Genomic DNA, 12,969 nt, shown 5'->3' on the forward strand with positions numbered 1-12,969 from the left:
GGTTGGGGATCGCCTTGTGCCGCTCCGGTATCGTGATCGCCCGCCCAACGCCCTCGACGAGTGGGGCGAATTCGGACATGAGGGGGCCTTCTCGGATGGGATCTGCGACGCGCGCGCGGGGTGCGGCCGGCACCACGGGGCGCTCTGGGCCGGGTGCGTCCCGGCGCCCGGGAGCCGCCGCGCCCGCAGCCCGGTCGTCCCAGCCCAGGCCCCGGGTCCCCGCCTCGACGACGCTGCGCACCGAGTCGCGCACCAGCCGTCTGGGGCCGCTCCAGTTGCAACAGCTGGTGCTGCTGGAGTTGGCCGCCGCGGTGCTGTTGATCGCGGCCGCCGTCGACCGGCTGATGCTGGTGCCCGCCGTGGTGGTCGCCGCCGCGCTGGTAACGCTGGCGGTGATGCGCAGGCACCAGCGCTCGGTCCACGACTGGTTCAGCACCCTGCTGGCGCTGCGGGCCCGCAGGCGCACCGCGGCCCAGCCGCTGACACCCGCCATGGTGCTGGACGAGGAGGGGGAGCGGGTCGACGCCAGCTTCCTCCCGCTGGTGGAGTGCGCTCCCGCGCTGCGTACGTACGCCTACCTCGACAAGAAGCGGCGCACCATAGGGATGCTGGGCGACGGTACGTTCCTGACGGCTCTGGTGCGGATAGAGGCAGCGCCCAGCGCGCTGCGCCCGGCTTTCGGGGCACGGGCCCTGCCGCTGGAGCTGATGCACGATGCGCTGGATGTGGACGGCATCGCGCTGGAGTCCGTCCAGGTGGTGCAGCACGTGCAGCCGGCGCCCGCGCCCCATCTGCCGGAGCAGGCGGTGGCACGGCGCAGTTACGGGCCGCTGCAGGAGCAGACGGGGTCGCCTGCGCTGCGGCTGACCTGGGTGGCGCTGAAGTTCGACCCGGAGCTGTGCCCTGAGGCGGTCAAGGCCCGCGGGGGCGGACTGGAGGGCGCACAGCGCTGTCTGGTGCGCGCCGCCGACCATCTGGCCAGCCGGGTAACCGGCGCCGGATTCGTGGCGACGGTGCTCAACGAGCAGGAGCTGATATCCGCGGTGGCCACCTCGGCCTGTGTGAGCCCGGCGGCCACGGCCAGGGCGAGCCGGCCGGACGCCACTCCCGCGCGGCGCACTGCCGAGACCTCGCGCGCCTGGCGGTGCGACGACCGGTGGCACAGTTCGTACGGCATCGGCCGCTGGCCCGAGTTGGGGCGCGCAGCGACGCCGCTGCCGCGCCTGGTCGCGCTGCTGACCTCCGCGCCGACGCTCACGACGACGTTCAGCCTGACGCTGGGCCGCTCGACGCGGCGTAGCGCGGTCACGGTCAGCGGCCATGTGCGCCTGACGGGCCGTTCGGACAACGAGCTGGCGGCTGCCCGGCGGCAACTGGAGCGGTCCGCACGCTCGGCGCGGGTCGGGCTGGTGCGGCTGGACCGGGAGCAGCTGCCGGGCGCTCTCGCGACGCTGCCGCTGGGGGGTGTGCGCTGATGGCGAGCCGCTACACACAGGGGCTGCTGGGCCCGCGGCGTACGGAACACGCCGTGCCCGCCGACCACTTGGGCGCGCTGTCGCTGCCCATCGGGGACGACGGTGTGGTGGTCGGGAACGACGCGGAGGGCCGTCCGCAGGTGATCGGCTTCCACCATCCGACGTCGTACGACGTGGTGCTCATCGGCGGCCTGTGGACGGCCCAGGTGCTGGCGCTGCGACTGGCCGGAACGGGGACGCGGGTCGCGGTGGAGACAGGCCGGGCCCAGGCGTGGACGACCCTGGTGCAGGCGGCGGGCGCCGGGCAGGAGTGCATCACGCTCTACGACGTGGGCCGCGTGCCGCCGATGGGGCCCACGGTCAGCAGTCCGGTGCTGGTCATCCGGGACTGCGGAATGCGGCCTCCGCGGGGCCGGGTCGCCTCGATGCCGTGGCAGTCGGTGCTGACGCTGCTGCCGTATCTGAGCCCGGTCGCTCCCCGGCTGCTGCGCGGCGCGGCACTGGTCGGTGTCCAGCGGGTCTCGCCGGACGAGGCGCAGCAGATAGGGCGCATCATGCAACTGCCGCCCCAGGAGGTGGAGGCACTCTCCACCCTGGGCGACGGTGTCACGCTGTGGTGCACCCGGCGGGAGAGGCAGTACGCGCTCACCCAGCCGACCGACGCGGAGTCGGGGCTGCTGGGGACGCCGCGACGGCTGGACTGACGCCGGCTGGGGAACCGGAGCAACGCCGGTCGCCGGAGCTGAACCGGCCGCCGTCGCAGGACCGCCCTGCCCGAGTGACAGTTGCGATGATTAGGCTGGACTTACGCGCGTGGGCGGACGCGCGGCAAACCGGGGTGAATGACCACAGCAGGAGGCATTGTGAGCAGCGACCGGGACGAGATCCGCGTCCGCGGGACCATGCCCGGCTCCGACCAGCTCGACGCGGAAGCGGATGCCGAGAGCGAGACGGAGTCGACGGGCCAGTTCACCATCGACTACACGCCGCCTGCCTGGTACACGCAGGATGCGGCCAGCAGGCCGGAGCCCCAGGAGGCGCCGCCCGCGAGCGCGCCCGCGCCGACGTCAGGACCGGGACAGGAAAGCCACTCGGCAGCCGGTTCGGACTTCGGTGCTGCACGGACCAACAACGATGACTGGTGGGCGAGTTCACCGGCTCCGTCGGCTCCTTCGGTCCCCTCGGCGGCGGACGTCCCGCCGCGGCCCGCGTACGAGTCCCCTGAAGCCGCCGGGTCGTCCGGTAGCTCCGGATCGTCCGAGAGCGACGCCCCGTCGACCGACCTGCCCGCCTTCCCCTCGCTGAAGCCGTTCAGCGAGCAGCGGGCAGAGGAAACGGAAGAGGCAGCGGGAGCGCCGGAATCGGGGGGCTACGGGGACGAGCGGGAGCAGCAGTTCGCGGCCACGTCGACCGATTTCGCGACCGCGTCGACCGATGTGGACGCGCCGGTGGACGTGAATGCCCCGGCCGAGGTGGAAACTTCCGCCGCGCCGTACGAGGAGTTGAACAGCGAGCCGGACAGCAAGCCGGTGACCGGCGCGGCCGACGACCTCGGACCCGACTCCTTCGGTGCGGACGCGGCCCCGTCGGACGACCGGCACGAGGACGGCGGATACGAACGCGAAGACGGCCGGTACGAAGTCGGCGGGGGCGGAGACGAGAAGACGCCTCAGGGTGCCGCCTCGCCGAGCTGGCGAGCGCCGTCTGTGGCCGAGTCCGAGTCGGAGTCCCGGCCGGAGCGGGAGTCGGTGAAGCTGGAGTCGGCGGAGCCGGAATCCGTGGAGCCGGAGTCGGTGGAGGCGACGCCGGAACCGACAGCATCGGAAGCGCCGGAGGCCTCGGACATGACACCAGTGGCCTCGGACGTCCCGGAGGAGCCGCCGGTTTCAGGCGGTGCCGAGGACGGCGCCACCATGCGGTTCTCCGCAGCCGCGTTGCGCCGCGAGATCGCCGCGTACGCCGCGCAGGAGGAGCGCGAGAGCGACGCAGCCGCCGCGAACGCGCAGCAGGAGGGCGACGACGAGCGAGACACGGACCGCTCGTCGGCCGAGCCGGTGGACCGCCCGGCAGATGGGGTGACTCCTGGACGGGTTGCGGACGCCCCGGCCGCGTCGGACGCAGAGGACGGCGATCGCGCGGACAGTCGTACGGAACCGGCGGGACCGGCTGAAGCGCCTGAGCCGCGGGATGCGATCCCCGCCACGTACGACTTCGGCCTGGACGCCCCCTCCAGCGAGCGCCGGTACGCCGAGGCTCCGCCCGCGCAGGCGCCGGTGGAGCCCCGGGACGCGGAGCCGCAGGACGCGGTGCCGCCCCATCCCCTCTCCCCCACTCCGCCGCAGGACGCGCCCCCGTGGGCAGCCGCGGCCAGCGAGGGCAGCGGCAGCACCGCAGGGAGTGGGCAGGAACTGCCCCCGCTGCCGCCGGACTTCCAGCCCGCTGCGACCACACCGTCGTCCGGCGCCGCATGGCCGGGTACGGCCCCTCAGGGGCATGGCCAGGAGCCGGGGCAGGGTGCCGGGGAGGGCAGGATCCCGGCACAGCAGCAGGGCCGCGATGAGAGCCGTGACCAGGGACAGGCACCAGCACAGCCGCCGGCCACCCAGGCGCTGCCCGCGGCACCACACGCGCCGCAGCAGCCCCACACTCCGCAGAGCCAGAGCCAGGGCCAGAACCAGAACCCGCAGCACCAGCAGGCACCGCAGGCCCCACAGGCGCCGCAGATTCCGCAACAGGCACAGCCCTCACAGCAGGCGCAGCAGGCGCAGGGACAGCAGCCCGGCCAGCAGGCGCCGCAGAGCCGCTATGGCTACCCGCAGGCAGGGCAGCAACAGCCCCAGGCCGGCGCCGGGATGCCGCCCGCGCAGCAGCAGCCAGGTCACCCAGTACCCGGCCAGGCCCAGCCCGGGCAGCAGTACCAGCCCGGACGGGACCAGCCGGTGCCGCCGCACGGACAGCAGCCCCCGCACGGACAGCAGCAGGCTGCCCCGGGCGGGCTCCCCGCCCAACACACCCCGCAACCGCACGCCGGCCGACACCAGCCCGACGCCCTCCAGCAGGGGCGGCAGCCGCAACAGGGGCAGCTCCCACAGGCCCAGACCCCCGGGCAGGGACAGCTACCCGCCTCTGCCCCGTACCAGGGCCAACCGCAGCAACCCCAGGCTCAGCTGCCCCAGGCCCCGACACCATCGCAGGCTCAGCCACCCGCACAGGCGCAGCAGCCCGCGCAAGCACAACAGCCCCCGGCCCACGCCCAACAGCCCGCCCAGAACCAGCCACCCGCCCAGTCACAGCAGCCGTTGCAACCGCACCCCGGTGCTGTGGACCCGCGTCGGGTGGACCAGTCGGGCTCACCGCTGGGTTATACGGCGGCAGTTGAGCTGTCCTCGGACCGGCTGATCAACAACAAGAAGAAGCCGCGTCCCCAGTCGGGCAAGAGCTCTCGCTTCAAGTTCGGCGCCAAGAAGGAGGAGGCCGAGCGGCAGCGCAAGCTGGAAGTGATCCGTACGCCGGTGCTGTCCTGCTACCGGATCGCCGTCATCAGCCTCAAGGGCGGGGTCGGGAAGACGACGACCACCACCGCACTGGGCTCGACGCTCGCCAGCGAGCGGCAGGACAAGGTGATCGCCATCGACGCCAACCCGGACGCGGGCACGCTCGGCCGCCGGGTGCGGCGCGAGACCGGCGCCACCATCCGGGACCTGGTCTCGGCGATCCCGTACCTCAACAGCTACATGGACATCCGCCGGTTCACCTCCCAGGCGTCGTCCGGGCTGGAGATCCTGGCCAACGATGTCGACCCGGCGATCTCGACGACGTTCAACGACGACGACTACCGCCGCGTGATCGACGTACTGGGCAGGCAGTACCCGATCATCCTGACGGACTCGGGGACGGGCCTGCTCTACTCCGCGATGCGCGGCGTCCTGGACCTCGCCGACCAGCTCATCATCATCTCCACGCCGTCCGTTGACGGTGCGAGCAGCGCCAGTACGACGCTCGACTGGCTGGCCGCGCACGGCTACTCGGAGCTGGTGCAGCGCAGCATCACGGTGATCTCCGGGGTGCGCGAGGTCGGGAAGATGATCCGGGTCGAGGACATCGTGGCGCACTTCGAGACCCGGTGCCGTGGCGTGATCACCGTCCCGTTCGACGAGCACCTGTCGGCGGGCGCCGAGCTGGATCTGAACATGATGCGGCCGCGGACACGGGAGGCGTACTTCAACCTGTCCGCGATGGTCGCCGAGGACTTCGCACGGGCCCAGCAGGAGCAGGGTCTGTGGACGGCCGACGGCAACCCGCCGCCGCAGCTCGCACCGCCGATGCCCGGCCAGGGCGGCATACCGGGACAGGCCGCTCAGCCTGGACACCCCGGCGCAGCTGCCAGTCCGCCGCCTGCGCAGCAGCAGCCCCAGCCGCCGTACGGAGCGGGCGGCGGCTACGGGTACCCCGGCCCCGCGCAGCCCGGACACCCAGGGCATCCCGGCCACCCGGGGCAGCCGCAGCCCGGCAGCGGCTGGCAGCAGTAAGGACAGCAGCACAACGGTCTAGCCGACAGCGGACAGCCGACAATCCGTAGCGGTGGCCCTACGTGCTCGTACAGCCGGAGGGGCGGCGGACAGTGTCCGCCGCCCCTCCGCCGTGCTCCTGCTCGGCTGCCCGCCCGGTCTGCCGGGGCCGGGCCGACCGCTCGGGCCGGCCTCGCTCAGCCCTCCGTCTGCACAACCAGACGCCGGGTCTCCTCGACGTCCTGTGCCATCCGGGCCTTCAGCGCGTCGAGAGTGTCGAACTTCTCCTGCCCGCGGATGTACTCCATGAAGTCCACGGCCACGTGCAGCCCGTACAGATCCAGGTCGAAGCGGTCGATGACGTGCGCCTCGACGGTGCGCTCGGTGCCGTTGAACTGGGGGTTCGTGCCGACGGAGAGCGCGGCGGGCATCGCCTCGCCCTCCGCCGTCAGCAGGCCCGCGTACACGCCGTCGGCGGGGACGGCGGTGTGCGGCAGGGTGTCGACGTTCGCCGTGGGGAAGCCGAGCTCGCGGCCGCGCTGCGCTCCGCGCACCACGATGCCCTCGACACGGTGCGGACGGCCGAGAACCTCGCTCGCGCCACGTACATCGCCCTCGGCCACCAGTCGGCGCGCCATCGTGGAGGAGAACGGCTCGCCGCTCTCCGCCCGCTCGACCAGATCGACGACGAGCACGTCGTAGTCGTACGTCTCCCCCAGCTCGGCGAGGGACTCGACGGTGCCTGCCGCCTTGTGGCCGAAGCGGAAGTTGGGACCTTCGACGACGCTGCGTGCGTGCAGCTTGTCGACAAGGACCTTCACCACGAAGTCGGCGGGCGACAGCTTGGAGAACTCGGAGGTGAAGGGCAGTACGAGAACGGCGTCCACGCCCAGTTCGCCCATGAGTTCGGCACGCCGGTGGTGCGGTGCGAGCAGTGGGGGATGACTGCCCGGCCGGACGACCTCGCTGGGATGCGGGTCGAACGTGACGACGACGGCGGGGACACCGAGCTCCCTGGCGCGCTCCACCGCCTTGCCGATGATGAGCTGGTGCCCCCGGTGCACCCCGTCGTACGAGCCGATGGTGACGACGCTGCGCCCCCAGCCCTCGGGGATGTCCTCCAAGCCACGCCAGCGCTGCACGTCTGCTCCTCGTCGCTACCTAGTTCGCCAGTGCCTGTGCCGATGGTGATGATGACGGGTCTCGCCGGTCCAAGGGTGCCATGCCCCGGCGTCCCGGCCCGCACGGACCCACCTCCGGGCGCCGGGCGGCGGGGCTGGCGCCGACCGCGACGTCAGACGCGTTCGTCCAGCATGTCGTACACGCGGCGGGCGCGTGGCCCCACCACCGCCGTGCACGCCTCCGGCTCCCGCGCCACCCAGTCACTGACGGCGGCCTCCCGAACGGACGGGTCGCGCTCGTGGGTGGGCAGGAGGTCCAGCAGTTCATCGCGCAGCGGTCCCTCCCCCGCGCCGAGCACCCGGGCCAGGGGCGCCCGGAAGGCGGGCTCCTGTTCGCGCAGCAGCTCCGCCACCAGGGGACGCAGCACAGCGCGGGCACCCGGGCCGTGGCGCAGGCGGTGTCCCACAAAGGCGGCGACGTCGTCCCGGGCTCGCCAGGGGCGGAGCACGGCGTGCTCGCGTACGAGCGCAGCAGCAGGCCGGGCCAGCGCAGGGATACGCAGCCGTGCGAGCGCCCGTACGGCCTGCGACTGTGCTTCCGGGTCGGCCGGCCCGGAGAGCAGCGACCGGAAGGCGGCGAACACCTGCTCAGGGTGGGTGCCCACCGCGGTGCCCAGTGCCGCCACCAGTTCCGCGTCGCCGGACTCGGTGAAGCGGCGCAGCGCAGCCGTCATATGCCGGGAGCGGCTGTGCGGGTCGCGTACGAGGATGGCGAGGGCCGCCGTGTGCAGTGCCCGGGCTGTGGGGCGGTGCAGCAGTGCGAGGGCGGCTGACCGCAGCAGTTTGCGGTCGGCGTCGGCAGCCACCCGGCGCGCCACCCGCACCCCGTAGACGGCAGCGGCCGCCCCGCGCCCGTCGGCGCGGGTGTCGTGTGCCCACCGTTCGACAGCTCGGCACATGGCGGGGAGCTCATCGCGCAGCAGCTCGGCGAGGAGTTCGTCGGCGCGCGGGTGGGCGGCGTCCACGAGGGCGTCGGCCAGTCGGTCCACGGCGAGGTGCCGGTGAGTGTACAGCAGTGCCTGCGCGGCGGTGGCAACAGTGGGCACTGTCCGGCTGTCCGCATCGGTACGTCGCCGTAGGGGCCGCAGGTCGCTGAACCACTCGCACAACAACGGCTGCACGGTGCGGGGTTCGGCAGTCAGCAGTTCCTCGAGTACGTCCAGATAGCGGCCCCGTTCGCACGGCCGGTCCGCGGGAGTGTCGGCCGGCAGCAGATGTCGCAGCAGTTCCGCCTTCTCGGCCGCTTCCAGGGGGAGCCCGCGCCAGAAGCAGGGCCCGAAGGCGTCCCGCAGCATGGCGCTTTCCGGCCGCTCCGCCACCCGCGCGGCCAGGCCACGCAGCACGTACGTATACGGGCGCGCGTCCGGCATCCGCGGCAGCGTCTCGCGCAACAGGTGCACAGCCCACCACCCGGTCTCGCTGTGCGACGCGCCGTGATCCAGTGCCTCGCCCAGGGCGTCGACCAGCCGTCGTAGCCGCGGGGTGAGGATCTCCGCCCCGTCGCGTCGGTCGCACAGCAGCAGCGCCTGCACGACAGGTCCGGCGCGATGGCGGGGCACCGGAAGCGGATCGTCTCCGGTCCGGTTCCGCGGCACCAGTGCGTCCAACGCCACGTCGAGGTCGAGATGGTTGCCCTGCAGCCAGTCCGAGAGCTCCTCGTCCACGAATCTGTAGCCCTCGCCCGCCGGGGCCAGCGCGCCCTCTGCCAGTACGGCGGAGGCCCAGCCGTCACACCAGGGAAAGAGCTCGTCGAACGCTGCGGGGCTCAACTCGCCCTGTCCGGAGCCGAGACAGCGGCGCGCGGCCTCGTGCAGCCGTCCGGCGACGCGGGCAGCGAGACGCCGTACGGCACCCAGGTCCCCGGTTTCGCCACCGGCCGCTGTGCCTGCCGCCCGCCGCGCCCGCGGTGATCCAGCGTTCCGTTCCTCCTGGCTGCGGGAGGTGAGGCGCTGGGCGATACGCAGACACAGCAGGTCGAGGAAAGCGGAGAAGATCTCGTGCCGGGCGGGGGCGGGCTCCTCCGGGCCCGGCTCCTCCGCCTCGGCCGCCTCGCCCGCCCCGTCCGCCGCATCCGCCGGGTTCACCCCGTCCGCCGGATCCGCCTCCCGCCCGCACCGCGCCCGCCGTACCTCTCGCCCGCACAGAGCACCCTGCGCGGCGCGCACCTGGGCGAGCATCCGCATCGCCAGCGGGTGCCCGGCGTCACCGGGGGCCAGGGCACCGTCCGGCAGGCCGTAGGCGGCTTGCGCCCGTGTTGCCTGCCGGGGCGGCAGATCGCCAACTCGCACGCTGCCGTTGGTCCCGGCGAGCGCGTAGAGCATGTCGTCGGGGAAGAGCGCGGCCGCCCGCTCCCAGTACTCGGGCCGGCACGCGACCGCCAGCCGCGCACCGGTGGCCCGCAGCCAGCTCGCCGTGCGGACGGTCCACTGCCGCAGCGTGCGCGCACAGTCGGGCGGCATCTCCTCCGGCGCGTCCAGCAGGACGAGCAGCGGCCGCCCGGCAGCGCACGCGAGGCGCGCGACCACATCGGGATCGACCGGGCGGTCAGCGCCGCCGCCCTGCGTACGGGAATCCGCGACGGCCCGGTCAGACGCTTCCAGCGCACGCCCGACCGCTTCCCGGAGCCCCGCGTCCTGCGGACGCAGCTCGGCGCCGCGCAGCCAGACGCTCGGCGCGGGCGCCGTCGCACGCGCCCGGCGGGCCGCGACAGTCGCGAGCTCGGTGGTGCGGCCCGAACCGGGAGCGCCCACCAGAGCGATGACAGAGGCCCCGCTGTGTGCGAACAAATCGAAGTGTTCGGCGACTTCGGGCCGGGTGACCGCATGTGCACACCGCTCCACCGCAGGCCCCACCGAGGCCTCGGCCAGCCGCAGCACCCCGGCCAGATTCAGATCGGGCCCGAACCCGGGCGCGGCGGCGCCGTTGCGCCGCAGCAGTACGCCCAGCGGACCGTCGGGCGCCGGCACACCCGCCGCGTACAGCGGTACCGCGAACGGCCCGGACCGCCCGGACGTCGCGTGCAGTGCGGTGCCCAGGACGCCGAGGACGGCCCCGGTCGCCGCGTCCAGCACGGGCGCACCCGAAGCCTTCCGGCACAGCCGCAGCGGAACGCCGACGGACTCCGGAAGTTCGAGTTGGAGCACCCGCTCCAAGGCGTGATAGCGGGCGGTCGAGGTGTAGGTGGCCAGCACGGTACCGGTCAGGGTGGCGGGGAGGGCCTCGTCCTCGGTCAGGAGCACGGCCCGGGTGCCCGGGTAGGGGCGGTCCCGGCCGATGACCAGTGGGTCGAGGTGCAGCCCCGCCGTGCGGATCAGCGCCAGGTTCGACTCGGGCAGTGGCGTGATGTCGCAGCTCGGCACGAGGAGCGAGCTCTCTCCCGCGTGCAGGACAGCTCTGCCGAGTCCGTCCACCGCTTCGTGGCTGGTCACCACGGTGCCGAGGCCGTCGGCGACGAAGCCGAGGCCGCGTGGCCGCCCCGCCAGATCGCGGAGGCGCACCAGCGTGGGTCTCCCGCACACCGCCGACATCACTCGAACCTCCGCGCTGGCCCACACCGCCGCGTCGACCGTAGAGCGACGTTGATCAGCGGCAACAGGCCCGGCGCCGAACGCGCCCCCACCCGCGCCCGCGCTTCACCCCGAGCGCCTGGCCACCCGGGTGAACGCACCGGCGTACAGGGATATCCCGGGTGCGTCACCCGCCGGGAAACGCGGAAGTCAGCCGTACGCCACCGGGACCGTCACCCACACGAAGACGGCCCCAGCCCCTCCCTTGGAACCTTGGAACCATGGAACAGCAGACGTCCCTCACACGAAGACAGCGAGGCTCTTCGCCCTGCCGCCCTGCTCCTCCACCAGCGCGAGGAACCGCCCGCCGGGTCCGAAGACCGCCACAGGGCCGGGTCCGACGACATCCGTCGGCATCCGCAGCTGGACGCCGTTCCCGATACGGCGCGCCTGCTCCTCGTCGACGTCCCAGCGGGCGAACGCGGCGGCCGCCGCCTCGCCCAACGGCAGGACGGGCAGCGGTTCTTCGGCGTCAACGAACTGCTGCAACTGCTCCAGTGTGTGCGCGCCGTCCAGCCCGTACGGGCCGACCCGGGTGCGCCGCAGTGCGGTCAGATGGCCGCCCGTGCCCAGTGCCGCGCCCACATCACGGGCGAGGGCGCGCACATAGGTGCCGGACGAGCACACCACCGACACCAGCAGATCGGTGACCGGTGTGCCGTCCTCGGCCGTCTCCTCCCGCACGTCGTGCACCGCGAACGAGGAGACGGTGACCGGCCGCGCGGCCAGCTCCACCACCTCGCCCTCGCGCACCCGCGCGTAAGCGCGCTTGCCGTCCACCTTGACGGCGCTGACGGCCGACGGGATCTGCGAGATCTCACCGGTCAGCGCGGCCACGGCGGCGTCCACCCGCTCCCGCTCCAGGTCCTTGGCGCCCCGCGAGGCGGTGATCTCGCCCTCGGCGTCCTCCGTCACGGTCTCCTGACCGAGCCGGACGGTGGCGACGTACTCCTTCTCCGTCAGCGCGAGATGGCCGAGCAGCCTGGTGGCCCGCTCGGTGCCGACGACCAGCACACCGGTCGCCATCGGATCGAGGGTCCCCGCATGTCCGACGCGCCGGGTGCGGGCCATACCGCGCAGCTTGGCCACGACGTCGTGCGAGGTGAACCCGGCGGGCTTGTCGACGATGATCAGCCCGCCGGGGCCGCTGTCTCTCTTACGTGCCACGGAATCAGGCGCTCTCGTCCTCGCCGTCGGAAGCGTCCGCGCCGTCCGGGACATCCGCGTCCTCGACGGCGGACTCGCCCGGCTTGCGGTACGGGTCGGGCTCACCGGCGTACGCGGCACCGGAGGACGCCTTGCGGACCTCCTCGTCGGCGGCGCGGGCCCGGGCCAGCGCCTCGTCGATGGTCTTGGCCGTCTCCGGCAGCGCGTCCGCCACGAACGTCAGGCTCGGCGTGTGCTTGATACCGGCTGCCGAGCCCACGGCGGAGCGGAGCACGCCCTTGGCACTCTCCAGACCCGCGGCGGCGGCCTTGCGGTCCTCCTCGTCGCCGTAGACGGTGTAGAAGACCGTTGCTTCCCTCAGGTCGCCGGTGACCCTGGTGTCCGTGACGGTCACATGGGTGCCGAGCCGCGGGTCCTTGATCCCCCGGTGCAGCTTCTCGGCGACCACCTCACGGATGAGGTCCGCCAGCCTCTTCGCCCGCGCATTGTCGGCCACTGGTCCGTCTCCTTGCTCTGCGCCATGCGCTCACGCGCGCTGCTGCGTTTTTGCGTTGCTGCTTTTCTGCCACTGCTGCGCTGCTGTCGCTGCTGTGTTCGTGTCACTGTTGCGTTCGTCGCAGCAGTGCGTCTATTCATCGTCGTCGCCGTGGAACCGCCGCCGCACGGACAGCAGTTCCACCTCAGGACGCGCGGCGACCAGCCGTTCGCAGCGGTCCAGCACGTCGCTGAGGTGCCCCGCGTCCCCGGACACCGCCGCCAGGCCGATGTGGACTCTGCGGTAGAGGTCCTGTTGGCCCGTCTCCGCCACGCTGACCGCGTACTTGCGTTGCAGCTCGGCGACGATGGGGCGGACGACGGAGCGCTTCTCCTTGAGCGACCGCACGTCGCCGAGAAGCAGATCGAAGGACAGCGTCCCTACGTACATACAGTGCGGGTCATGCCACCCGTGGGGCCTTGGGTCGCCGCCCAGCGGTGGCTGGGGGCGTAGGAGTCACTGGCACCGTACACGCAACGGCCGGGGCCGATCGACGGAAATATCCTCCGCCGGTCGGCCCCGGCCCGCCCGTCGCCC

Annotated in this window: 8 protein-coding genes; 3 read left to right on the plus strand and 5 right to left on the minus strand. The window is 72.9% G+C overall.

Annotated elements, in window-relative coordinates:
• Positions 1 to 95: 95 nt before the first annotated feature.
• From eccE to ACQEU8_RS09795, 3 genes are all read left to right on the plus strand, one after another.
• A complete protein-coding gene (gene eccE / locus ACQEU8_RS09785; protein WP_433098927.1) occupies positions 96 to 1,475 on the plus strand; it encodes a type VII secretion protein EccE in 1,380 nt (459 codons plus the stop codon).
• Entirely contained in the window at positions 1,475 to 2,179 is a 705-nt protein-coding gene (locus ACQEU8_RS09790) for a hypothetical protein (protein ID WP_433098929.1), read from the plus strand. Before eccE ends, ACQEU8_RS09790 begins: the two co-directional genes overlap by 1 nt.
• Before the next feature lie 159 nt (positions 2,180 to 2,338).
• A complete protein-coding gene (locus ACQEU8_RS09795; RefSeq protein ID WP_433098931.1) occupies positions 2,339 to 6,004 on the plus strand; it encodes an SCO5717 family growth-regulating ATPase in 3,666 nt (1,221 codons plus the stop codon).
• A gap of 176 nt (positions 6,005 to 6,180) precedes the next feature.
• Here ACQEU8_RS09795 and ACQEU8_RS09800 read toward each other — a convergent pair whose 3' ends face one another.
• The 5 genes from ACQEU8_RS09800 to ACQEU8_RS09820 form a co-directional block, all read right to left on the minus strand.
• Positions 6,181 to 7,125 carry a bifunctional riboflavin kinase/FAD synthetase gene (locus tag ACQEU8_RS09800; protein WP_433098933.1) on the minus strand — a complete coding sequence of 315 codons (945 nt, stop codon included), beginning with the start codon at positions 7,123 to 7,125 and terminating at the stop codon, positions 6,181 to 6,183.
• A gap of 152 nt (positions 7,126 to 7,277) precedes the next feature.
• Positions 7,278 to 10,661: a serine protease gene (locus ACQEU8_RS09805; RefSeq protein ID WP_433098935.1), complete on the minus strand. Its 3,384-nt coding sequence runs from the start codon at positions 10,659 to 10,661 to the stop codon at positions 7,278 to 7,280.
• Positions 10,662 to 10,970: 309 nt separating this feature from the next.
• A complete protein-coding gene (gene truB / locus ACQEU8_RS09810; RefSeq protein WP_433098937.1) occupies positions 10,971 to 11,897 on the minus strand; it encodes a tRNA pseudouridine(55) synthase TruB in 927 nt (308 codons plus the stop codon).
• 4 nt (positions 11,898 to 11,901) lie between these two features.
• Positions 11,902 to 12,393 carry a 30S ribosome-binding factor RbfA gene (gene rbfA / locus ACQEU8_RS09815; RefSeq protein ID WP_433098939.1) on the minus strand — a complete coding sequence of 164 codons (492 nt, stop codon included), beginning with the start codon at positions 12,391 to 12,393 and terminating at the stop codon, positions 11,902 to 11,904.
• 132 nt (positions 12,394 to 12,525) lie between these two features.
• On the minus strand, positions 12,526 to 12,822 hold the full coding sequence (locus ACQEU8_RS09820; RefSeq protein WP_433098941.1) for a DUF503 domain-containing protein: 297 nt from the start codon (positions 12,820 to 12,822) through the stop codon (positions 12,526 to 12,528).
• Between the last annotated feature and the right edge of the window lie 147 nt (positions 12,823 to 12,969).

The sequence above is a fragment of the Streptomyces sp. CA-250714 genome, assembly GCF_050936705.1.
In the GTDB taxonomy this organism is placed as follows: domain Bacteria; phylum Actinomycetota; class Actinomycetes; order Streptomycetales; family Streptomycetaceae; genus Streptomyces.

Coding starts and splice junctions, on each gene's coding strand:
- ACQEU8_RS09820 (WP_433098941.1), bottom strand. CDS start 12,822: ATGTACGTAGGGACGCTGTCCTTCGATCTGCTTCTCGGCGACGTGCGG.
- ACQEU8_RS09790 (WP_433098929.1), top strand. CDS start 1,475: ATGGCGAGCCGCTACACACAGGGGCTGCTGGGCCCGCGGCGTACGGAA.
- eccE (WP_433098927.1), top strand. CDS start 96: ATGGGATCTGCGACGCGCGCGCGGGGTGCGGCCGGCACCACGGGGCGC.